This window comes from Paenibacillus sp. MMS20-IR301, assembly GCF_032302195.1.
Taxonomy (GTDB): Bacteria; Bacillota; Bacilli; order Paenibacillales; family Paenibacillaceae; genus Paenibacillus_AQ.
In genome coordinates this window covers 7,239,355-7,263,009 of the sequence record NZ_CP135275.1, presented here as the reverse complement: position 1 = coordinate 7,263,009, position 23,655 = coordinate 7,239,355, and the positions used below count along the sequence as shown (strand labels likewise).

Genomic DNA, 23,655 nt, shown 5'->3' with positions numbered 1-23,655 from the left:
TAGGGGGAATGTCCATGAACATCAGCCAACTCGAAACACTGATTACCATCTCCAAGACCATGAGCTTCCGTAAGGCTGGGGAACTGCTCAACCTGACCCAGCCTGCGGTATCAGCCCAGATCAAAAGTCTCGAGGAAGAATTCAAGACCCAGCTTGTTGACCGGAACCAGCCGGTAACACTGACCGACAGGGGCCGGGTGTTCCTCACGCATGCAGAGCAGATCGTAGGAATCGTTGAAGAGCTTAAGCAGCGTCTTGCGGATCTCGAGGAGAATCCCCAGGGGCATATTATTCTCGGTACGACGACCTCTATTGCCATTCAGATCCTGCCGCGGATTCTGTCTTATTTCCAGGACCAGTTCCCGCATATCAAAACATCGATCTCGTCCATGTCCTCCTCCCAGATCTATCAGCATGTCGAAAGCGGGCTGGTTGATGTCGGCATCGGCTATCTGATCGGCCGCAGTCCGGGTATGACGACCTCCGTGCTGTATTATGACACATTTGAGCTGGTGGTCTCCCCCCGGCATCCCCTTGCCCAGGTCAAGTCAGCGGGAATTGAAGCATTAGGCAAAACACCGCTGATCCTGCTTTCGCCGGACACAGTCGGACGGAAATTCGTCGATGAGGTGCTTGCGAGGCACGGCATCCAGCCCCAGGTGATCATGGAGCTGACCAGCAGCGAGGAAGTGAAGCGCATGGTTGAGCTTGATCTTGGGGCAGCTGTCATCTCCAAGCAGTCCATAACCGCCGAAGTCCGCAGCGGCACGCTCAAAATCGTCCCGATTATCGAACTGGAGGTTACCCATCCCGTAGGTGTCATTACGAAGTCCGGGAAGTACGTCAATTCAGCGATGAGGCAGTTTCTGAGCGACCTGAAGGGGATGCCCGAAACCCAGTTCATCGGCTCGGAATAAGCTGCCGTGTAAATAGCCTTACCCCATTCTGCCATATTGGCCAAAGGAGATGTTCCCACTATGAATTTCGACCTGCATACCCACCATTTCCGCTGCGGTCATGCTGACGGCAGCATCAGGGATTATATTGAAGCCGGAATCGCCGCCGGTCTTGATGTGATCGGCATTTCCGATCATACACCCTATTTCGGGAGCCCGTCCGAACATGCTTTTCCGCGGATTGCCATGGCCAAGTCCGAATTCGTCCACTATGTAGAAGAGGTGCTGTCGCTGCAGCGGGAATATGCCGGCCGGATTGATGTCCTGCTCGGGATTGAGTCGGACTATTTCCCGCAGCATACGGAGCTGTACCGGAGTACACTGGCCGCGTATCCGTTTGACTATGTAATCGGTTCGGTTCATAGCGTGGATGAAGTCAGCATCTTCAATAAAAGCCGCTGGAAGGGCCTCGGCCCGGAGCAGAAGCTGGCCGCCAAAGCCGAGTACTACCGGCTGATTGCGGAATCGGCACGCAGCGGCATGTTCCAGATCCTCGGGCATATCGATGCGATGAAAGGCAATTATCCGCAGTTCTCGCAAATTCCCGCTTCCGGTGAAATTGACGAGGCCTTACGCGTAATTGGCGAGTGCGGAAAGGCCATCGAGATCAACACCTCCGGCGGCACGAAGCTGTGCGGCGGCTGGTATCCGTCGGATGAGATTCTGGAGCGGGCGCTGCACTACGGCGTGGAGGTCACCTTCGGCTCCGATGCCCATCTGCCTTCACGGGTAGCCGACCAGCGTGAGCAGGTTGCCGCACGGCTCCGGGAGATCGGCTTCAGGCACTGGGTATATTACAAGCGGAAAGAAAAGCAGACCGTAGCGCTGTAACCTGCATAATGCGTAATGTAAAGAGGGACGTCCCGAAAGCCTTATATGGCTTCGAGCGTCCTTTTTTTTAGCTACCATGAATAGCTGTAATCTGTGCATTTAAATAACAAACTTTGCTGTAAATTCAGCTGATTTGTATAGTTATCTCCACACTTAATCTGACAGCGCACTAATTCTCCAGATTACTGCTGGTAAACCCCTGCCGCGGAAGCGTCCGCCCGGCGTCGCCGTATTGCGGATTGAGGGCATAGAAGCGGGCAATCGTGCTGCTCCAGTCCCGTTCCGTTACTCCCTGAGCCTTAAGTGATTCACGGTGGAGCTTATTATAGTTCCTGATCAGACCCTTCTGATCGGGATTATATACCTCCTCATGATATACAGCCTCCAGCGGAAGGCGCGGCTTCTGCGGCAGCTCCCCAGCAGGATAACCGATGCACAGCCCGGCAACCGGGAATACATATTCCGGCAGCTGCAGCAGCTTAATGACCTCCGCTGTGTTGCGGCGTATGCCGCCGATCGGAATAATCCCTAGTCCCAGCGACTCTGCGGCAGCCACCGCATTCGATAAGGCAATGCCCACATCTGTAGCACCGACAAGCAGCGCGTCTATATCCCCGGCCGCTTCAAATGGCTGTTCTTCCAGCTCTGCCGCCAGGCGGGCCCGGTGAAAGTCCATGCAGAACACCAGAAATACCGGCGCTTCCGCTACATGCTTCTGGTTCCCGCTCAGCACCGACAGCTGCTGCCTCCGTTCTTCGCTGCGCACCGCCACAATGGATACCTGCTGGCCGTTCACCCAGGACGGGGCGGCTTGAGCCGCTTCAATAATTGCCTTCAGCTTCTCCGGTTCTACTGTCTGCTTCGTATACTGCCGGTAGGAGCGGTGACTGGTAAGTAATCTGATTACTTCGTTCAAGAATCATATCCTCCTCGTAAGATGCTCGTTATGTATATCTATCATAGCTTAATGTCTCTGGAGACCGCCAGCAGAAGCAGCAGTAGTTCCGCCGCCATGCGGCAGAGCACAAAAAAAATGGACCCGAATCATCGGGTCCCAGCAGCAGTTATATTTTCAAAAGGGGGTCATGTACTTAGTTTAACCGGACACTGTTAGAGTTAGGTTTCGGCATTATTTCAATTGTGTAACAAAGTGAATACTTTCATTACATCGTCCGGGCTGCCCGGCATCGGCAGGATGCGTTCCAGGGTCAGGCCGCTGCGGAGCATCACTTTCTCCGATCTGCTGTTATCCCCGCGGCAGCGCCCCTCCACCTTTAACAGCCCCTGCTCACGGAAGCCGTAGGCCAGCAGCAGTCCCACTGCTTCCGTGGCGAAGCCTCTTCCCCACCATAACGGATTCAGCATATAGCCCAGCAAGGCCTTGCCCTCATGCCGGTTCCAGTTCTGCAGGGAGACCGTACCGATCAGCTCCGGCTGGTCCTTCATATAGATTCCCGCATGCAGCGCGCAGGGATCATAGCCGTGCAGCATCCGCTTCACCAGCTGATCCGGTACGCCCTGCTGTGAAGCTGCTCCTTGGCGCAGCTGAATATGCGGCTTCACCTCCGGGTGGGAGAGCAGCGTCTTCAGCACCGCTCCGTCACCAGGCGCCATCGTCTTCAGCTCCACCGCTGTTCCCTGCAGCCTAAGTCCCATAACCATTCCGTATGTCCCCGTCTTACCCACCTTCTTCCCTGTAGGCTTGCGCCCTTGGTTCTCTCTGCGATAACAACAGATTAAAGCATTGATAAGTCTGATTTAAGCCTTGAACTTGAAGCGTGGCACTGCCTGCGGTGAGCACCGGAGAACCAGCCGTTCCCGGGCCGCGGAATTCAGATTCAGCTGCAGCTTACGGCAGGAGTTCCGTGGACCTCTCTTCCAGGGGGCACATCACGGGTTATTCCCGGCGCAGCGTCAGGACGGTAAGCTCGGGCCGGCAGAGAAAACGCAGCGGCAGCGAGGTTTCCCCGAACCCCCGGTTCACATAGACCGGCATCGCCTTATTCTCTGTGTAGTACAGCCCTTCTATGTACTTATGTGAACCGTAAGGCGTGAATGGCGCACCGATAAACGGCAGGCGGATCTGTCCGCCGTGGCTGTGGCCGGAGAGCTGCAGATGGAACGGATACCCTTCCGCCGTATCGGCGTAATCCGGCTCATGCATCAGCAGCAGTGTACAGCAGCCGTCCGGCACGCCTTTGAGCGCTGCTACCGGATCAGGCTTGCCGTGCAGCAGATCCTCAAGCCCGGCTACAGCAATTACTGCGCCGCCCTGCTTGATCAGGTACGACTGGTTGCGGAGCACAGTGAACCCGGATTTCGCCAGCAGACTGGTCAACAGCTCCGTGTTCTTATAATCATGATTACCAAGGATCGCATATTTGCCGAGCGGAGCTTCAAGCTCAGCCAGTATGGATACCGAGTCCGTCAAATCCTCTGCATAGCTGTCCACGATATCTCCGGTGAAGCAGATCAGATCCGGCTGCTCCTCCCGGATGTGCTTCACCAGCCGGGCCAGATCACGGGTATCCTTATTGAAGCCTAAGTGGACATCGCTGAAATGCACCAGCTTAGTCCCGGCAAATGATGACGGAAGCTCCTTCAGCGGCAGCTCTCTGCGCGTAATCTCCAGCCGGTTCGGCTCGCCTTTCCAGGCGTAGCCGCCGGCAAGCAGGCCTGCGCCGAACACAGCTGCTGCTCCCCGCTTCAGGAACTGGCGGCGGGTCATGGGGCGGCGGCCGCTTGCTTCAACCGGAACACCCGGGCCGGGAGAGTCCCCGAACGGCTTTCTGCTCATTGGGAGATTCTCCTTTCTGTATTATGAATCTGGAATTCTATACGGACATCACAGCGCTTATTTTCGAAATTTGGCGTATTTATCCGGGCTAACGGACATGAGCGCTCTTATTATGGCTACAGCGCGACTTTACCTGGCGATTGTCAGTAAATAAAGGCTCTGGTGTCCTTTAGCATGAAAAAACAGGGCTAATGCAGGAAATAAAGGCTCTCCTGTCCGTAAGCTCGCCGCTGCTGCCCCTATCACGCTTCCTGCTATGCCGGTTTCATCTGGATGAATGAACCTCTGCAGCAGGATTACAGCAACATTAAAGATCCGCATCCACCATGCCAAGGCTTTGTACTCCTGTCCCCGGATTCCGGCCTGTCTATAAATCTTACAATTTATTCACTACACGCCTTGACCCGCGCTCCGCTCACCGGCATCAGCTTTCGCCTGCGGTGCTTCATCCGGTCCATGGGTCACAGTAATCCGGCACTCTTCCTCCAGCGTCTCCCGGTATGCCCGGGCAAGGCCCTTCTGTTCAATCTCCTTCCGGCTGACCCGGCGCAGCTTGAAGCTGACTTCGATCTCCTGCGTGAACGGGAACGGGCTTAGCGTCAGCGTAGACTGGTCCTGCCAGTGGGCCTCAATTGCACGGCCGGAGGTGAAGCTGAAATCCCCGCTGCCGGAGAAGCCGTCTGCAAACCATGGATGCTTCTCGGACTCGGCGCTTCCCGGCTCGCTCAGCGCGAGGAACAGCGACAGGTCATCGCAGAACTGCAGCAGCCTGGCATCATAATACAGCTCACCTTCACCAAGCGGCTTGCTTTGCTCCAGCTCCCGGTGGATACGGGCTCTGCGCTCCGCCTCATCCTGCAGATATTGCGCCAGCTCCGGGCCCTCCTCGCCCGACACCTCAATCAGCCGCTCGAAATGCGCGCTGCACAGCAGCGCCCCGTAAGGGGTATCCGCCTCCACCTCGTCAATGCCCCGTCTGTAGAATGTCAGCTTCGGCACAACGGGGAAGTCAATGAAGCTGTACGGCGCTCCTTCCGCATCATTCCAGAACGGTGTCTCATCCAGGTCAATCCAGCCCCGGTCATGATTGCCCACCGCCCGCAGCACCTCAGCCCTGCGGCCTTCCGCCGGTGTATGCTGCTCCTTGAACCACTTCGCAAATTCCCCGGCCAGCAGCCCGTGCTCATGCTGCTTCACCATCACAAACGCTCCATCCTGCTCACGACAAATCACAGTAATTCCTCCCCGTTATCCGCTGCCTGAATCCGGCTTTTAGCTACGTAGATTATAACATATCCGCCTGTAATTATTGGAAAATCAGGTCTCTGTCCACTCTATGTATTCCCACGTGCTTCATTTGAGGTTGTCTAAGAATGTACCCTTTTTAAGGTCAGAAAGAAACATTCCCGCAAAGGGATAATGTGGATACTTTATCATTAATATTAATTTCAAAAATAGTAAACAGGCCTGCCAGAATTCCCTGACAGGCCCGGAGATGCACTCTGAGTTACTTACGGATTGTAAATATAATTGTAAATGTTATAGACCAGAACCGCAGCCTCTGCACGGGTCAAACGGGCCTGAGGATGAAGCCTGCCCTGATCTCCTTGGAGCAGCTTGGCTTCAAGCAGCCGGCTGATGCTGTCACGGGCATACTCCGGGACTTCCTTCCCGTCGGCAAAAGCGGACAGCTGCTCCGGTGCATACCGCACCGCGGTTATACCGGACTTCAAATCCAGCACGCGCTGAGCCAGCACGGCGGCATCCTGCCTGCTGACCGGCTTCTCCGGCTCAAAGCGGTTGCCGCCCGGCCCTTCAGCGATTCCCAGTGCCCGGAAGCTGCCGACAGCCTGCGCGTAATAAGCATCCGGCTGTACATCCGCATAAGCCTTCGCCTGGCCGGAGGCCGGTGCAGGCTCCGGTTCCAGAGCCGCTGACAACAGCATGACCAGATCCGCCCTTGTGACCAGTGCCTTCGGATTAAATACGGTCTCCGACTGGCCGCGTATAATGCCTTTGGCCGCCAGAGCCCCGATGGCTTGCTTCGCCCAAGGAGCCAGGTGCAGGTCACCGAAAGCCGGGGCAGCAGAGACTACTGCATATTCGCCGAAGTGAGCGGTACGGAAGCTGATCCGGCCGGCCTGAACATTGTAATGGCCGCTCGCCACAGCAGTCCCCTGTCCGCCATCCTTAATATAGCGGACAGCCAGCAGTTCAGGTTCTTCGCCGGCTGCAGGTGTGTAAGGAAGCGATACGGTCACCGGCGCACCGCTATTGTGCCAGTCCAGCTTCCGGTCACCGGCTGTGAGGCTTATCTCTATCGCCGGGCGTCCGGCATTTTGCCCCAGCAGCTTAACATCCCAGCCCTGCCGGTCTGCTTCCCGGAGCCACACCGTCAGAACGGGACCGGCCTCAGCCTGCATTGCTGCGTCCAGCATATTGCCGGGCAGTATAAGTGTGCCCGCAGGGGTTATGAGTTCAATAACCCTGTCCGGTCCGGAGCGGCCAAGAAGAACCGAAGGCAGCTCCATGCCGTAGCCTTGCAATCCCGGCGATCCGGTAAACTGAACGCTTACTTTCCGGACTCCGCCAATCTCTGCAGCCAGTCCGAATGCCTTCTCCAGCAGCTCAGCGGAGAGCGGGACTCTGGCAGTCTGTGACCCGGAAGCAGCCACTGCCTCCGCTGTAATCACTGCCGTTCCATCCCCGTTGACAGCAATTGCAGGTGCAGCCGGCAGAACTGCAGCTCCGGACGCCGAAGTTGGCGCAGGCGTTGCTGCCGGCGCAGGTGCTGCAGTCGGCGCCGGGGTCGGGACAGATGAGGGCGCAGGCGTAACGGTCGGGGTCGGGGTCGGAGTCGGCACAGCCGTGCCGGAATCCAGCAGTGCCAGCCGCTGCTCCAGCCCGGCCTTCACGCTGCCTTCCGGCAGCAGGACAACGAAATTGGCTGCAGCATCCACGTTTGTTACTGTTGCTGCAGCTTCCGCAGCAGCCACTGCCGTTGCCGCCGACGCTGCAAGAGCTTCGGCAAAGGTTCCCTGCAGCAGATACAAATCGCCGTACAGAGTAGCATCCTTACTTGTGCCGATGCCCTGATTGTATTCCATGAAGCCGGCCCGGCCCGCTCCGTCATTCTCGTTCAGCAGCAGCGTGAAGCCGATAGCGTCCCCCGGTGTGAACACAGTGCCGGGAGCGTGAAGCTGCGTAAACGGAATAGCAAGCTCGTATAGGGTCACACCTTCCGCTGCATCACGGCTGATCTCCGCCTGTACTCCAGCCGGAGCTCCGGTGCTCAGCCCTTGCGGCGCTCTCCAGCGCCAGGAGCTTATAGTCCCCTGCCCGTTCAGGGCGAAGCCGAGCTCACTGACATCGGTACTCGCGCTGCCGTCCTTCCGCGACAGATCAATTCCGAGCTGGAGGCTGTCGCCCTGCCAGATATCCCCGCCCGTCCAGCTCTGCGCATGAACATCGTCACGCACGGACACCGTTACGTACAGACGCTCCTCATCCCACCGCAGCTTCGCTTCAGCGCTGAGATCGCCGGCACCTTCCCACTGGCCGCCCAGGCTGAAATAATGCCCGGCATCAGCCACGGTAACGGGAGGGGCCGCCCCGGCTCCGGCACCGTCCGCACCAGAGGCGGCGAAGGACTGCCCCAGCTTGACGGAGGTTACGTAGGCTTCTCCGCCATCAAGCGTAATCCTGAATTTCAGCGAGTCGCTGGCCAGGAAGGGCAGCGGGACATCGGTGCTGCCGCCAAGCGTCAGCCCTTCGAAGCGTACCGGCTGCAGGATACCCTGATACACAGCAGGCTCCAGCAGCTCGATCCGGCCCTTCAGCGGCTGCGGCAGGGACAGATTGGTGAGGGTCAGCACCGCATTCGGCTGTCCTCCCGTTTCATCAAACGGCGCCACAGCAAGCTGCAGTGACACCGGCACGAGATCGGTGCCCGTCACTTTGGACGGCGCGCGGTTATCCAGCTGCAGCCCCCCGCTGTACAGGTTATTTGTCAGGATCAGCCGCCCGACTGCAGGGTCCGCATAGACATGGGTCGTCCGCGCCTGCTGGAAATAGGAATTATACAGGGCGATATCGCCGCCAAGGGCCCCCAGTCCCCGTTCACCCACTGTAGTGACATTGGCCTGCTGGATGTTTATGGTACCGCCGGAAATATCAAATGACCGGGTTGTATCGCCCCACATGGAGGAATTGAACAGCGTGGCCTTGGAGTTGAAATCCCGGCCTACCGTTACATACACTTTATCTGAAGCGCTGAGGGAGACCAGCTCGGTATTGATCAGTGTCAGCCCTCCGGGCGCTGCGCTGTTCAGAACCGCCCCTTTTTTGCTGCCGTCCGTTCCGTGTCCGATCACAACCGCCTGCGGCCCCCGGCCGGCCTGCGCGGCAAAATGAATGCCGTACTCTGAGCCGTAGACGAAGGTATTGAATACAGTCTCTCCGCTGACATCGGCAATCCGGAACGCATCCAGATTGTCCTTCTGGTAGTCCCATACCAGCTTGAAGGCGGCATCGTTATCCGGATGGTTCGGATAGGTGCTTCTGCCGTAATAATGCGGGTTGAACTGCACATTGCGCACGAACCCACCGGCAGCCCCACCGCCGACGAAGACCCCCTCCTTCAGCGGAGAACCGGCAACATAATCAATATAATGCCCGCTGGTATCGTAGCTGCCGAAGTCAATGCCCTGATAAGGATTTACCAGCGTAACATCAATGGCATATACACCATGCCCCTTGCCCCGGACGGTCCAGGCGTACGGTTTGATCTCACTCCAGTTCTGTTGGTCGTAATAGACGGATATTCCGCGGATTCCCGCTGAGGCCTCCAGTGTAATCAGCGCCTCGTCCTCAGGCTTGCCCTCGCCGTAATCCGTGAAGATTACCGTTCCGCCGCCAATGGTATGATGCGGCACATCCCAGGAGCCTCTTAATTCAACACCAGACGGAACCGTAAGTCTGGTGCTGATCCGGTAAGTGCCGGCCGGGAGATACACGGTTCCGCCGCCGGCTGCTCCGGCATCGTTCAGCGCCTGCTGCACTTGCGCAGATACATCAAGCAGGCCGCTTCTGTCGGCATTATAGGGACCGGCGGTCACATCAAACAGCAGACTGCCCGCCGGCTTCGGATAGACCGCCTTATCGGTAACAATCCCCTCCGGAAGCACCTCAAGTGCGTAAGCTTCCTCCTGATGAACCTTCACTTCCGCAGCCATGCTGTCATCTGTAATTTCAAGCTTGCCGTCATAGCCGGAATTGACGGCATTCACTGTACGCACGCCGTCTCCCAGCCATACATGCCTGCCGGGTCCGGCGAAGGACGACTGGCCGAGCAGCAGGGAACCGCTGTCGGCCCTGATGGCATAACCGCCCGCTTCCCCGTTCCAGGCCGCGAAGCTGCTGTTCTCAAAGGACAGCACTCCGCTGCCTTCATTCACCACCGCATACAGCGGATTGCCGCCGGCGGTCACCTTATTGAACTGGACGATGGAATGGAAGCCCTTGGTGGCATGAATAGCCACCGGCGCCGCTCCTATTCCTGCCTCAAAGCTGCTGTCCGTGATGAGCAGGCCATAGTCATTGACGCCCTCAATCTTAAGCGCCACGTTACAGTCCTTAATGCGGACCCGGTACAGCTGCGCATTGGCCGTCTCCAGCGAATTCGTCCGGGTGGTCACCCGCAGGCCGGTCTTGTAGCCGGAGACGGACAGCTCAGAAATATATTCCCAGTCTGAGCGTCCCATGACCACACCTTCAGCGTTGCTGGTCATATAACCGAACAGCGCGGGCTGCTCCGGTGCACCGGGCAGACCTGAGCCGGACCAGATCTCCGGAGCCAGTGTCACCCGCTCCAGACGTCCGATATCGGTGGTGAAATCAAGGAAGATGCCTGTCTTCAGTGATGCCCCGTACACATCCCTGATATAGTGCAGCTCGTTCCAGACCGGGCCGATCTTAATCCCGTTATAGCTGTTAACGAGCGTAACGCTGCTGATGGTGGCACTGTCCCCGGACAGCTGCTCCAGGGTCCAGGGATAGGCTGCCGGATGATCCAGCGACTGCTCCGGGTACCACACGGAGAGATGCGTAATTCCGCTGACCGGCTCCATGCGGATCAGGCTGGTCCCGTTCTCCTCCCCCCGTCCTTCATAAGCGGCCAGAACGGTGCCCCGGACCGTATAATCTCCGGCAGCCGGTTCAGGCCGGTCACCCCGCAGTGTCACTCCAGTCGGAATAACAAGATGCCCGTTCAGCCGGTAGGTTCCTGCAGGTGCGAATACTACCCCGCCGCCCTGGACCGAAGCCGCATTCAGCGCATTCTGGACCGCAGCCGTATCATCGGCGGTCCCATCTCCCTTAGCTCCGTAATCCTTAACGCTGATATTGGCAATTACAATATCCTTCGTTTCGTAGACCGTCTGCACAACAGCGGTCCGGGAAGGCGCTATAATCCGCGGCGATTTCTTCACCGTGACCTTTGCCACCTTAAGATCCGGATTGTTATCCGGCGCACCTGCCCCGCTGATGCCGAGCCGGAAGTCAGCGCCGTTCGTGCGGTCGGCAAATTTCGCATCACTGAGCTTGAACGTATGGCTAAGCCACTGCTGCGTGTCCGTATAGGTGAACAGGGCAGCATCCTTGAACGGTGCAGAGACGGCGTCATATTGCAGCACCATGCTGCCGCTGCCTTCGTCATAATAATCCACCGTAACATATACATCCTGATCTGTATTATCGTACAGGTAATCATCCGCAACATTCATGTACAGATAGAGTGTCCCGCCCTCAGGAGCCGTACGGTTGGTCGACCAGTACCCCCTGCCGGCCAGGGTGGCGGTCAGCACGCCCGGTTCATAATCGCCTCCTCTGGCGGTGATGCCCTGCGCTACCGGTGCTGCGCCAAGCGTAATACCAGCCTCATCAGTTGGCAGCGGTTTCAAGGTTTTGGTGATGCGGATCGAGGCCAGCTTCAAATCCCTGTTGGTTCCCGCACTCGCTCCCCCGCCTTCGATGCCGAGCCGGAAGTCAGCGCCGTTCGTGCGGTTGCCGAACCAGGCATCATTCAGCTCGAACGTGTGGGTCTTCCAGGCACGGGTATCCGTATAAGTGAAGAGCGGCGCATCCTTGAAAGCCCCCGATTCACTGTCATATTGCAGCACTGCCGAGCCGTTGCCTTCATCGTAGTACTCCATCGTAACGGATACCGAGTATTCCTTATTCTCATACAGGTACTGGTCATCAGCATCCATATAGAAATATACGGTCTGCGGGCCGTCCTCCGCCTTGTTCGTCTCCCAATAGGTTTTGCCGTCCAGGGTGCCGGTCTGCAGTCCGCCGGGGTTATCTCCGGCCCGGGGGCTGATGCCGTCTGTTACCGGGGTTTCCCCCAGCATCACGCTTATACCAGCTTCAGCACCTGTCTCCGCTGAAGCAGCGGGCATATACAAGCCTGCAGTCACAAGCGCCGCAGCCAGCAGAGAAGAAGTCAGACGCTTGAGCCTTGTCGTCCATCGTTGTCCCATCAATTCTGTGCCTCCATTCATTTAGTAAGTAAAGGTTCAAAGAAAAAGCGCCCCTGGCGTAATTCGCTTATGGGCGCTCTTCGTTGTCTTGCCTTTATTGTTGATTAGCGAGGTAGGCATCCACCTGTTTTTGCGTTTCAGCGAGCAGCTTATCCAGACCGTTCTTCTGCTGCATGCCGATGTAATCGCTAACCGATTTCTCAACATCTTTAACGACACCGAATTCAATCGGGCGGCTGAATTCATCGGAGGCCTGGTCGCGTTTGGCAATTTCATTCTTCACATTGTCTTCCGCGATGAACAGCCCGTCGACAGGTGAATTCACATTATTCGGCTCGCTGGCAAAAGCAGCCTCACTTTCCCAGAAGCCTGCGCCGTAGGTTTGCGTCGGCCGCATAAACTGCGGCTTCCAGAAGGCCCACTGCCCGCCCCATTCCATATAGTTGCTGGTGGAGGATTCCATTCCCTCCGGATAGATTGCCATTTCACCGTCCAGCTTGTAGGTTTTGCCTTCAATGCCGTACTGCAGCAGATCATACAGTGTCTTGTCGGTCTCAACCATATCAAGGAAGCGGAGCACAAGATCAGGATGCTCGGAGTTCCGGTTGATCGCCAGCACATTGGCCAGCGCGGTGCGGTTGACATATTTTTTATCCGGATAGAGCAGGGACATCTCTTGTTTGTAGGAAGGATCTACGAAGCCGGGATCGGCATATGCCCATTCATGCGAAGTGATCGTAAAGAACTTCTTGCCGTTTCTCCACTGTACCTCTTCACCTTCCTTGTCGATCATGGCATCCCGGTTGATCAGATTATCGTCATACCAGACTTTGGACAGCTTGGCGGATTCAAGATAGAACGGCTGCTGCTCGACCGGCTGAACCGTTACCTTCGGATCGCTGAGATAGAAGCCGAGGCCATGGAAATTGAGATCCACCCATTCATCACGGATCATATAGATCGACAGCGGGGTAGTGCGGGACAGCTTATCATTCGGATAGGCTTTTTTGAATGCACGGAGCAGCTTGTCGACATCTTCAATCGTCTTCACGGAATTGGCCTCCAGCTGAAGTCCTGCCTTCTCGGCAAGATCGGAGCGCCAGCCGGCGAATTTGCGTTCATTCATCTTCATGGTCCACGGCAGGCCTACGATATCCCCGTTTACCGTTGCGGCAGACAGGGTGCCCTGCTCTTCATATTTTTTGTACAGGTTCGGAGCATACTTGGGCAGCAGATCGTTCAGCGCCATATAGGAGCCTTTAGCCGCCATTTGCTTGTAGGACAGCCAGTCGCCGTCAAAATTCATATCCCAGCTGTCGCCGGAAGCCGCCATGACCAGCATTTTGTCCTTGAAATCACCGAAGGGAATCGTATTGATATCAAATTTCACATTCAGCCCCTTCTCCTTGACGTAGTCGCTGATTTGCGTCCATACCTCGTCTGTAGCCGCTTTTTTATCGCCGCCGAAGTAGAATTTAAGCGTCACTTCCGGTTCAGCTGACTTAGTACCGCCGTTCTGCTCGCCGCTGGTGTTGCCGCCGGTGCTGCTATTTGCCGCATTTCCGGAATTATTGCCCCCTCCGCAGGCCGATAATGTGAAGCTGAGCAGCAGGATGGCAGTAAGCAGGAATAACCCCTGTTTCCTTTTACGCATGTAGAACCTCTCCCCTTGATCGTTAATGTATATGCCTTTCACGGCCGGAGCCGGTAAAGCCGGTGAACGGGTGCTTCAGCCTTTGACAGCGCCTACAATCAGGCCTTTGACGAAATAACGCTGCAGGAACGGATACAGGAAAACAATCGGGCCGATCGTGACGACAGTCAGGGCCATCTTCATAGACTCCGAAGGAATCTGTGCCGAAATCCGCTGCATCGCCGCTGCATTGCCGGAATTCCGCAGAAAATCGACGTTAGAGATCAGGGTGCGCAGCAGCAGCTGCAGCGGCTGAAGCTCCTGCTTGTCGACGAACATCAGCCCGAGGAACCAGTCATTCCAATAGCCAAGGGCCATGAACAGCCCCACCGTTGCGAGCACAGGCAGTGCCAGCGGGGCAATCAGCCGGTAAAAGATGCGGAATTCGCCGGCACCGTCGATTTTGGCCGATTCATGAATTTCTTCAGGGATCGAGCGCATGAAATTGCGGATGAGGAACAGATTGAACGCATTGGCCAGTGAAGGCAGTATCAGCGCCCAGAGCGTATCCTTCAAATCCAGGTACCGCACACAAATGATGTACCAGGGCACCAGCCCGCCGTTAAACAGCATCGTGATAATGACGTAGACTGACAGCACACCGCGAAGCTTAAAAGACCGTCTTGACAGTGAATAGGCGGCCATTGCGGTGAGCAGCAGCGAAAGAATTGTGCCCACGCTGGTGACAAGCAAGCTGACCCCATAGGCATTCACAATCCGGTGAGAGCCCAGCAGCAGAATACGGTAGGAATCAAAGGTGACATGTTTGGGCAAAAGGGTGTAGCCATAAGCGGCGATATCCTGCTCATTGCTGAGCGAGCCTGAGATGACCATGATGAACGGGTACAGGCAGGTTACGCTGAACAAGGCTACTATGAGCATGAGGATCAGCTGACTGATTGAGAATTTTTTGGCTGTCATGCCGGTAGAACCTCCTTGGCAGATTAGAAAATGGCCGAATCCTTGTCAATTTTGCGGGCGGCATAGTTGCTGCTCAGCACCAGCACGAAGGCCACCGTTGACTGCAGGAACCCTGCAGCCGAGGCCATTCCGATATCACCGGTCTTGCGCAAACTGCGGTACACGAAGGTATCGATAACATCCGTTGTCGGGAACAGCAGGGAAGCGTCGCCGACCATCGCGTAGAACATGCCGAAGTCCGCATTCATGATCCGCCCTACCGCAAGCAGCGTCAGGATAATGACCGTCGGCCGGAGCATCGGCAGGCTGATATGCCGGATCTGCTGCCAGCGGGAAGCACCGTCAATGGCCGCCGCCTCGTAGTAGGAATGATCAATGGAGGTCAGCGCAGCCAGATAAATAATGGTTCCATAGCCTGTAGCCTTCCAGCGGATAGCAACCGTCAGAATCAGCGGCCACAGTCCGGAGCTGCTGTAGAAGTCGATCCCGGAGAAGCCCAGCCACTCTATCAGCCGGTTGATGGATCCGCTCTCATAGTTCAACAGATTATAAGAGAATACGCCGACGACGATCCAGGAGATGAAGAACGGCAGAAAGGTGATCGACTGCGTGACTCTTTTGAACAGCTTGTGGCGGAGCTCATTCAGGATCAGCGCGAAGCCCACTTCGAATACTAGTCCGACTGTAATAAACAGAATATTGAGTAGGACCGTATTGCGCATCGCCCGGAAAGCGGCATCGGAGGAGAACAGGTATTCAAAGTTGCTGAGCAGCGGGCTCATCCATGAGCTGCCGAAGATCCCTTTGCTGAAATCAAAATCCTTGAAGGCAATGACCAGCCCGGCCATCGGCAGGTAGTTGAACAGCAGCAGCAGGAACGCGAACGGCAGAAACATTGCCAGCAGGGACCGGTTCTTGTAGAGATCCCTCAGCACGCCTGATTTCCTGCGGACAGAGATGCGGCTGGACTGCCCGCGTGAAGTCGCTGTTATTGTTTTCATTAGCATGTACCTTTCTGTTTAGGTGATGCTTTAATGATACCGCCGCTTCCAGGGGAAGCACCATGAGCCGATCTTGTTCTTTCCCCGTCTAAAATTGGCTTCTGCCCAAAGAGCCTCCGCCTGGTCCCGTATACGGCAAACTGCCGTCCGGCAGGCGGACGGCAGTACAGATACAGCTGTGCGGAGGACCATCCCGGGCTTACCCGCCTGCAGCCGCATCCTTAGGTTCAGGGCCGGGTTCCTCCTGCTTCATAACCGGATGGCGCAGCGCGATCTTCGTGCCGTAGGCAGGGCCGGATTCAATCTGCAGCCGGTAGGCATCCCCGAAATACAGCCGCAGGCGTTCGTTGACATTCCTGAGGCCTACCCCTTTGCTGCCGGTGGACTGGCCGGATTCCTCCCGGATATCCCGGTTCAGCTTATCCAGAATCTCCGGCGGGATTCCCTTGCCGTTGTCGATAATGTCTATGACGATATCCTCCTTCTCGCTCCGGGCGGACACAAGAATCTTGCCCTGCTCGAAATTGTCACGGATGCTGTGCTGGATCGCATTCTCCACAAGCGGCTGCAGCAGCAGGCGCATGAACGGCAGCGGGAGCAGTTCGGGGTCAATGGCATACAATATGCGGATAGTCTGGCCCATCCGGGCCTGTTCAATCTGCACATAGGCCTGAAGCTGCTCGATTTCACGCCGCAGGGTGGTAATCTCCTTGCCCTGGTTCAGGCTGAGCCGCAGCAGGTTGCCAAGCGCCGCGACCATCTCGCTGATATCGCTGCGGCCGTGGGTCTCCGCCTTCCAGCGGATCGATTCCAGCGTGTTGTACAGGAAATGGGGATTAATCTGGTGGCTCAGCACCTGAAATTCCAGCTCCTTCTTCTTCCATTCCGAACGCGAAGCCTCTTCAATCAAGGTTTCAATCTGGCTCGTCAGACTGGCAAAGCCGCGGTACAGCCAGCCGACCTCGTCATTGCGCTTCGACCACACAGAGTAGTTGCGGAAATCCCCCTTCTCCGCCTTGCGCATTAGCTTTACAAGCCGGAGGACCGGCTGGGTGAAATGAACCGTGAAGTAGATGACCACACCCAGGCTGCAGAGCAGATAGAGCACCAGAAAGATCAGCATCACCCTGTTGATCTCGTCGATCGTTCCGGTTAATTCGCTTAGCGGTGACAGGCTGACCAGATACCAGGGCCGGCTGTCCAGCTTCAGGCTGGAGGCCAGGTATTTCTGCCCTCCGATTACTATTGTCTGTGAAAGCTCCGGGCGGCTCGTCAGATTGTGGAAACGGCCCGCCATTTCAGGCCGTCCCGTCCATTCATTGGCAGAGGAATCGTACAGGACGCTCCCGTCCCCGTTCAAGAGCAGCAGCTTCTGCCCGGCGATATTCCCCGACGGGGAGATATAACGCGCAAGCTGATCCTCTGATACATCTGCAGCAATAATCCCCCGCGGATGACGGTCGTACAGGCCCGTGAACCGCTTGGTATAGGTCAGAAGCGGTTTGGCATAACGGCCGCTGCTCGGCATCGACAGATGCCAGGCCGGGCTGATCGAAGCCCGGGCCTCGCGGAACCATTCCTCCCGGAGCGCAAGATCAGGTTCTCCGATGGTGTTCATGTAGTCTGTATAGCCGGCTGGATCAACGGGATAGACATGGACCCGGAACGCATCGATTGCAGGGGCCTGATTGTTAAGCAGCGTCAGCATATTGACCGTGAACTGCTCTTCCTCCTCCCAGCCTGCCGGTGCCGTCTTCAGCAGCTCCTGCAGCTGCTTATTGCCGATCAAGTCGTTCATTTGGCTGTTCAGCTGCGACAGGTAGACCTCGAAGCTCTTGCGCGCCTGGATCAGAAAGCTGTGGGAGGCGGAGGTATTGGCGTTGGAGATCCCTTCGATCGCTTTGACATGAGTGTAATAGGCGAACAGGAGAAACGGCACGATCAGGATGGCAAAAAAAATCAGAATGATCTTATTGCGCAGCGAGCCCAGCGTGATCCGTACCTTACTCATCTGCGATACCCTGCAGCTTGCGGAATTCCTTCGGGGTACAGCCCGCCTGTTTTTTGAACAGCTTGGTAAAATGAACAGGGTCCTTATAGCCCACGAGCGAGGAAATCTGGTAGATCTTATATTTCACTTCGCCGAGCATCTTCTTGGCGTTGTTCATCCGCACTTCAGTCAGATATTCCAGAAAGGTCTGGTGCTTCTCCTTCTTGAACAGCTTGCTGAGCCAGACCGGAGTTACATGCACCTCCGCTGCCACGCTTTGCAGGGTAAGATTATCCGCATAGTGCTGCAGGATGTACCGCTCCGCCTCCTGAATGATTTGTCCGGGGGATGCAGCCAGCTCGGCAAAATCGCGCGCCATCTCCAGCAGGCAGAGCTCCGCCTGGCCGCGCAGCGATTCCAGGGTGTCATAGCGCTCCAGCCGGTCCCAGAGAATCATCGGATTACGCTGCCAGCCCTGCTCACTCCAGCCCAGTTGGGCTGCCTTCTTGAAGATGCCGAGCAGCCACTCGAAAATATGCTGCTGGATATCTTTGATCTGGCCGAGGGACCAGGATTGGACCAATTCGTAGAAACGGTTCATTGCCGCCCGGATGTCAGCCTCGCTGCCGTAACGGATAAGGTCCAGCACTTCATCGGGGTTCGTGATCGGCGGATTGTCCAGCTCCGTCTCCAGCTCCCAGCCGCGGCTGGTCAGAAGGCGCTGCCCCCCGTACACCGCTTTCTGCTCCAGAATCTCCTCCGCCTCGGCATACCGGGCATGCAGCTCGGACATCGTACCCGGAACCGTGCACAGCGCAGCGCTGGCGTTCACCTTCACAAAGTCACGGATGCGCTCAATACAGAGATTGCCCAGCTCCTCGATCCGTTCTGTGCCTTCCCCCTTGGCGGTTCTCAGCACAGCCACCCAGCGCTGCTTCGAATCCTCATACAGGATGAAGGGCTCAGGATAATCCTCCTCCAGCGTCTGCTTCACTACATTGCCGATGCCGAACAGAATCAGCTCCTTCTCCCGGCGGAGCCCCTCGCGGTTCTCCACCGCCTTCAGATCGTCGGCCTCAAGCAGCAGGACCACAGAAGGACCGCAGGCAATCCAGTCAGCCTGAAGCGTCCGCAGCCGGTGGAGAAGCCGGGTCTCCCGGTAGGGATCGTAATCATGCTCCAGAATTTCGCGCAGCAGCTCACCGCGGATTTTGGGCAATGCGCTGTCGACCTGATCATTGAGCAGCTGCCGGTTCTTCCGGTCGGTCCGCTCCTGCTCCAGCCGGGAAATGCCGCGTCCCAGCACTTCTCCCAGCTCCGCTGTGTTAATCGGCTTCAGGATATAATCCATCGCCCCGAGCTTCATCGCCTGGCGGACCATATCGAAATCGTCGTAGCCGCTGATGACAATGGCCTTCCAGCCGTCCGGCTGTTCTCTGGCAAGCGCCCCGATCAGCTCAAGCCCCGACATACGCTTCATGCGGATATCAGTCACAATCAGATCAGGTCTACGGGCCAGTGCCAGCTCGAGTGCCGTATCGCCGTCATCAGCCGTTAAAACGCTTTCAATTCCATAGTCAGACCAGGGAAAACCAGAGCGCAGCCCCTCCCTGATCTCCAGTTCATCATCTACTATAAGTGCCAGCAAATACGCCACCGTCCCCTGATGTATATTTCGTTCTTTAATCTTCTTGTTATAAGGCAAAAGCCGTTGCCCTTATTTTAGCCTCCACCCGCCTGGGCGAACAAGCGGTCCGCAGCAATAGGCCAATAATCCCCGCTAAAGTTTGCGATCGTCTCCTTGTCCGTCTCCCCTGCCCTTTCTACAATGAGGGATGTATATCCGACAACCCAAGGAAAAGAGGCTCCTCCATGACAGCGAAACAAACGGTTCATGTTATTTCCCACACGCATTGGGACCGGGAATGGTATATGCCTTATGAAGCCCATCATGTCCGGCTGATTGAAACGATGAACACACTACTGGATACCTTCGGGCGTGATCCCGATTTCCGCAGCTTCTATCTGGATGGGCAGACGATCGTCTTTGAGGATTATCTGCAGGTTCACCCTGAGCAAAAAGAATTGCTGCAGCAGCTGAGCCGCGAAGGCAAGCTGGCTGCCGGCCCCTGGTATGTGCTGCAGGATGAATTCCTGACCAGCAGCGAGGCCAATATCCGCAATCTCCAGATCGGCCTGCGTGATGCTGAGGAGATCGGTACGGTATCGAGGCTCGGCTACTTTCCCGATTCCTTCGGCAATATGGGGCAGGCGGCCCAGATTCTACGCCAGGCCGGAATCAGCACTGCCGTATTCGGCCGGGGCGTGAAGGCGACCGGGTTCAATAACCAGGTCGGAGACAGCGGCCAGCTCGAGTCCCCCTTCTCGGAGCTCATCTGGGAAGCGCCGGACGGCTCCGAAGTGCTTGGCATCCTTTTCGCCAACTGGTACAACAACGGCATGGAAATTCCTGTGGAGCCTGCGGAAGCCAGGATCTACTGGGACCAGAAGCTGGAGCAGGCTGCACGCTACGCCTCCACTCCGCATCTGCTGCTGCTGAACGGCTGTGACCATCAGCCCGTCCAGCAGAATCTGTCCGCTGCGCTCCGCACCGCCCGGGAGCTGTATCCGGAGACCGAGTTCCTGCACTCGGACTATGATACCTATATCCGCAGCCTGCGCGCGGAGCTGCCGGAGAAGCTGACCCGCATCCGCGGTGAATTACGCGGCCAGCGCACGGACGGCTGGTATTCGCTCGTCAACACCGCTTCGGCGCGCGTATGGATCAAGCAGCTGAACCAGCAGGCGCAGACACTGCTGGAGAAGACCGCTGAACCGCTGGCGGCCCTCGCCCATACGCTGGGCTCTCCGTACCCGCATGCCCTCTTCCGCTATGCCTGGAAGACCCTGATGCAGAATCACCCGCATGACAGCATCTGCGGCTGCAGCGTAGACGAGGTGTACCGGGAAATGGACACCCGGTTCGCCAAGAGCATGGAGGTCGGCCGGCAGCTTGCCCGGAGCAGTGCGGAGTTCATCAGCTCGCGCATCGATACCTCCGTCTTCTCCGCCTACGGGGCTGATGCTGTACCGTTCACGGTTTATAATACCAGCGGCTACAGGGAATCGCGGGTGGTAACCCTCGAGCTGGAGTGGAGCCGCCGCTACTTCAAGCAGAGTGAGAATCCGGCGGAAATCGCCGCCGGGGTGGAGCAGCGCTCTCATGCCGCAGGCATGCTGATCGATGCCTGCGGCATGAAGCTCGCCGCCGGAATCACCGATCTCGGAGTGCGCTTCGGCTACGATCTGCCGGACGACAGGTTCAGACAGCCGTATATGGCACGGGCACTACGGATTACATTTGAGGCGGAGGATTTGCCCGGAATGGGCTACCGTTCCTTCGCCTGGATTCCCTCTGACGGCAGCGCGTCCGGCGACGGTACTGCAACAGCCCAAATTGCGGCTGCTGCAGAGGGAGAGCTGCCGGAAAGTCATGCCGTTGGGGATGCCGGTGAAGACAGCCGCCGCTCCCTGGCGGCAGCCGCCAATACACTGGAGAACGCCCTGCTGCGGGTAACCGTGCAGCCGGATGGAAGCCTGAACCTCCTCGACAAGAAGACCGGCGGGACGTATACAGGCCTGGGAGTCTATGAGGATACCGGAGATATAGGGAATGAATATATTTATTACCAGCCGCTTGGCGATATCCCAGTCACAACCGCAGGACTTCCGGCCGAGATCACCCTGGCCGAGGATACGCCATGGCGGGCCACCCTGGAGATTGTGCATCAGCTCGAGATTCCGGCTGCGGCAGACGAACGGCTGGCCGAAGAGATACGGACCATGGTGCTCTTTAATGAGCGCCAGGCGGGACGCTCTGCCGGCACCGTACCGCTGCGGATCGTAACCCGGGTCAGCCTGGAGCGTTCAGGCCGGGGAGTGAAGGTGTCTGCTTCCTTCCATAATCAGGCCCGTGACCACCGGCTGCGTGTGCTCTTCCCCGCCGGTATTGCAGCGGACACGCATTATGCCGATTCGGTCTTTGAGGTGGCTGAGCGTCAGAGCGTTCCGGCACCGGAGTGGAAGAATCCCAGCTACTGCCACCACATGCAGACATTCGTCGATGTACATGGTCCGGACCGGGGGCTGGTGATCGCCGGCAAAGGGCTCAATGAATATGAAGTGCTGCAGGACGGACAGGGGACAATGGCTGTAACGCTGCTGCGTTCCGTGGGCGAGCTGGGGGACTGGGGCGTGTTCCCGACACCTGAGGCCCAGTGTCTTGGCCCTTGTGAAGCTGAATGGATGATCATTCCACACGGCGGAGCGGCTGAACGCTATGCAGCCTACCGGGATGCTTACGCATTCCCGGTCCCGGCCCTCACCTGTGCTGCAACGCTGCATGAGGGAGAGCTCCCGCCGGAGGCCGGATGGCTGCCATGGTCGGGTGAGCGCCTGGCCTTCTCCAGCCTCACCATTGCCGAGCACAGCGGGGATGCCGTCGCCCGCTGGTACAATCTCTCGGCAGCGGATACGCAGCTCAAGCTGGACTCGGCAGCAGCATATGAGACTACGATTCTGGGAGAGGCCGGGGGGACTCCTATAGACTCTGCCCTTGCTGTCCAGGGCTTCAAGATCGTTACCGTAGGGTTTCCCGGCACTCTCCGGCAGGAAGGGAGGTAATCCTCATGGCCATCATCAAAGCCATCCGCTGTATCCGCACAAGGGCGGACGGAAGCTGGACCATTGTCCAGATCCTTACTGACTGCGACGGGCTGTACGGCCTTGGCTCCGCTTCTGATCTCTATAACCCGGAAGCGGTCGTGCAGGTTATTGAGCAGCTGTTCGCCCCGCTGCTGACCGGCCGGGATACCGCCTATATCGAGGAGCTGTGGCAGACCATGCAGCACAGCGCCTACTGGCGGAACGGCTCGGTTACACAGACGGCCATCAGCGGCATCGACATGGCCCTGTGGGATATTCTCGGCAAGGAAGCGGGCCTGCCGGTATACCGTCTGCTCGGGGGAGCGGTCAGATCCGCCGTTCCCTGCTACGGGCATGCCTCCGGCCATACCGTCTCCGAACTGAAGGAGGAGGTTCACCGTTATCTGGCAGAAGGCTACCCGGTCATCCGCTGCCAGCTCGGCGGCTACGGCGGGGGCGGCTTCGTGCCCGGCGGGCAGACCCGCCTGCCCGAGCCGTCCTGGATTCAAGGGCGGGCCTTCGATGAGCAGGCCTATCTCCAGGCTGTACCTGACATGTTCGAGCAGCTCCGCGCCGAATTCGGCAGTACGGTCGGCTTGACGCATGATGTGCATGAGCATCTGTCGCCGATTGCCGCAATCCAGCTGTCCAAATTGCTGGAGCCGTATTCCCTGTTCTATCTTGAGGATGCCCTGCCGCCTGAGCAGCTTGGCTGGTACCGCCAGCTGCGCGCGCAGAGCTCAACACCGCAGGCTGTCGGCGAGCTGTTCACGAACCCGCAGGAATGGCTGCCGCTGGTTCAGGAGCGGCTGATAGATTTCCTGCGCGTGAGAGTGTCTAAGGCGGGAGGAATCAGCGCCTGCCGCAAGATCGCCGCTGTCTGTGAGGCCTTCGGCGTGCGGACGGCCTGGCAGGAAGGCGGCGAGAATGATCCCGTGAACCAGGCTGCAGCTGTTCACCTGGACCTGGCTGCCTGGAACTTCGGCATCCAGGAGATCAATCATTTCCGGGAAGAGGAGCTGGAAGCCTTCCCCGGGCATATCCGGCGCTCGGGCGGATACCTGTATCCCGCAGAAAAGCCGGGACTCGGCATAGAGCTGGATGAAGTGAAAGCGAAGGGGCTGCTGCACTCCGGCTGGAAACGATCAGCCTATTATCATCCCTATCCGCTGGACCGCAAAGCAGACGGGACGCTGGTCCGTCCCTGACTTCGCTGGCTTG

Annotated in this window: 14 protein-coding genes; 4 read left to right on the top strand and 10 right to left on the bottom strand. The window is 57.5% G+C overall.

All coding sequences use genetic code 11. The features are described from left to right. Positions 1–14: 14 nt before the first annotated feature. Positions 15–917, top strand: a complete 903-nt coding sequence (locus LOS79_RS31220) for a LysR family transcriptional regulator (RefSeq protein WP_315414857.1) — start codon at positions 15–17, stop codon at positions 915–917. 60 nt (positions 918–977) lie between these two features. After that, complete coding sequence (locus LOS79_RS31215) at positions 978–1,787, top strand: histidinol-phosphatase (protein WP_315414855.1); 810 nt, start codon at positions 978–980, stop codon at positions 1,785–1,787. A gap of 169 nt (positions 1,788–1,956) precedes the next feature. On the opposite strand, the gene LOS79_RS31210 is transcribed toward LOS79_RS31215, so the two are convergent. The 10 genes from LOS79_RS31210 to LOS79_RS31165 form a co-directional block, all read right to left on the bottom strand. Further along, positions 1,957–2,703 (bottom strand): NADPH-dependent oxidoreductase, encoded by a 747-nt coding sequence (locus LOS79_RS31210; RefSeq protein ID WP_315414854.1) that lies wholly within the window; start codon positions 2,701–2,703, stop codon positions 1,957–1,959. Between the two features lie 218 nt (positions 2,704–2,921). Continuing rightward, entirely contained in the window at positions 2,922–3,449 is a 528-nt protein-coding gene (locus LOS79_RS31205) for a GNAT family N-acetyltransferase (RefSeq protein ID WP_315414853.1), read from the bottom strand. Positions 3,450–3,684: 235 nt separating this feature from the next. Further along, on the bottom strand, positions 3,685–4,584 hold the full coding sequence (locus tag LOS79_RS31200; RefSeq protein WP_315414852.1) for a metallophosphoesterase: 900 nt from the start codon (positions 4,582–4,584) through the stop codon (positions 3,685–3,687). 390 nt (positions 4,585–4,974) lie between these two features. After that, positions 4,975–5,817 (bottom strand): DUF3891 family protein, encoded by an 843-nt coding sequence (locus LOS79_RS31195; protein ID WP_315414851.1) that lies wholly within the window; start codon positions 5,815–5,817, stop codon positions 4,975–4,977. 278 nt (positions 5,818–6,095) lie between these two features. Beyond that, complete coding sequence (locus tag LOS79_RS31190) at positions 6,096–12,125, bottom strand: glycosyl hydrolase family 28-related protein (protein WP_315422544.1); 6,030 nt, start codon at positions 12,123–12,125, stop codon at positions 6,096–6,098. Positions 12,126–12,219: 94 nt separating this feature from the next. Beyond that, positions 12,220–13,779, bottom strand: a complete 1,560-nt coding sequence (locus LOS79_RS31185) for an extracellular solute-binding protein (RefSeq protein ID WP_315414850.1) — start codon at positions 13,777–13,779, stop codon at positions 12,220–12,222. A gap of 75 nt (positions 13,780–13,854) precedes the next feature. Then, entirely contained in the window at positions 13,855–14,739 is an 885-nt protein-coding gene (locus LOS79_RS31180) for a carbohydrate ABC transporter permease (protein ID WP_315414849.1), read from the bottom strand. Positions 14,740–14,762: 23 nt separating this feature from the next. After that, positions 14,763–15,740 carry an ABC transporter permease gene (locus LOS79_RS31175; RefSeq protein ID WP_315414848.1) on the bottom strand — a complete coding sequence of 326 codons (978 nt, stop codon included), beginning with the start codon at positions 15,738–15,740 and terminating at the stop codon, positions 14,763–14,765. A 199-nt stretch (positions 15,741–15,939) separates the two neighbouring features. Then, positions 15,940–17,751: a cache domain-containing sensor histidine kinase gene (locus LOS79_RS31170; RefSeq protein WP_315414847.1), complete on the bottom strand. Its 1,812-nt coding sequence runs from the start codon at positions 17,749–17,751 to the stop codon at positions 15,940–15,942. Continuing rightward, positions 17,744–19,387 carry a response regulator gene (locus LOS79_RS31165; RefSeq protein ID WP_315414846.1) on the bottom strand — a complete coding sequence of 548 codons (1,644 nt, stop codon included), beginning with the start codon at positions 19,385–19,387 and terminating at the stop codon, positions 17,744–17,746. The genes LOS79_RS31170 and LOS79_RS31165 overlap by 8 nt, the downstream gene beginning before the upstream one ends. A 215-nt stretch (positions 19,388–19,602) precedes the next feature. Here LOS79_RS31165 and LOS79_RS31160 point away from each other — a divergent pair, with 215 nt between their 5' ends. Then, a complete protein-coding gene (locus tag LOS79_RS31160; protein ID WP_315414844.1) occupies positions 19,603–22,413 on the top strand; it encodes an alpha-mannosidase in 2,811 nt (936 codons plus the stop codon). A 5-nt stretch (positions 22,414–22,418) separates the two neighbouring features. Beyond that, positions 22,419–23,642, top strand: a complete 1,224-nt coding sequence (locus LOS79_RS31155; RefSeq protein WP_315414842.1) for an enolase C-terminal domain-like protein — start codon at positions 22,419–22,421, stop codon at positions 23,640–23,642. Positions 23,643–23,655: the final 13 nt, after the last annotated feature.

Bases quoted from the DNA above. Each gene is read 5' to 3' on its own strand.
- LOS79_RS31175 (WP_315414848.1), bottom strand. From the start codon at position 15,740: ATGAAAACAATAACAGCGACTTCACGCGGGCAGTCCAGCCGCATCTCT.
- LOS79_RS31155 (WP_315414842.1), top strand. From the start codon at position 22,419: ATGGCCATCATCAAAGCCATCCGCTGTATCCGCACAAGGGCGGACGGA.
- LOS79_RS31160 (WP_315414844.1), top strand. From the start codon at position 19,603: ATGACAGCGAAACAAACGGTTCATGTTATTTCCCACACGCATTGGGAC.
- LOS79_RS31220 (WP_315414857.1), top strand. From the start codon at position 15: ATGAACATCAGCCAACTCGAAACACTGATTACCATCTCCAAGACCATG.
- LOS79_RS31180 (WP_315414849.1), bottom strand. From the start codon at position 14,739: ATGACAGCCAAAAAATTCTCAATCAGTCAGCTGATCCTCATGCTCATA.
- LOS79_RS31185 (WP_315414850.1), bottom strand. From the start codon at position 13,779: ATGCGTAAAAGGAAACAGGGGTTATTCCTGCTTACTGCCATCCTGCTG.
- LOS79_RS31205 (WP_315414853.1), bottom strand. From the start codon at position 3,449: ATGGTTATGGGACTTAGGCTGCAGGGAACAGCGGTGGAGCTGAAGACG.
- LOS79_RS31200 (WP_315414852.1), bottom strand. From the start codon at position 4,584: ATGAGCAGAAAGCCGTTCGGGGACTCTCCCGGCCCGGGTGTTCCGGTT.
- LOS79_RS31215 (WP_315414855.1), top strand. From the start codon at position 978: ATGAATTTCGACCTGCATACCCACCATTTCCGCTGCGGTCATGCTGAC.
- LOS79_RS31190 (WP_315422544.1), bottom strand. From the start codon at position 12,125: ATGGGACAACGATGGACGACAAGGCTCAAGCGTCTGACTTCTTCTCTG.
- LOS79_RS31170 (WP_315414847.1), bottom strand. From the start codon at position 17,751: ATGAGTAAGGTACGGATCACGCTGGGCTCGCTGCGCAATAAGATCATT.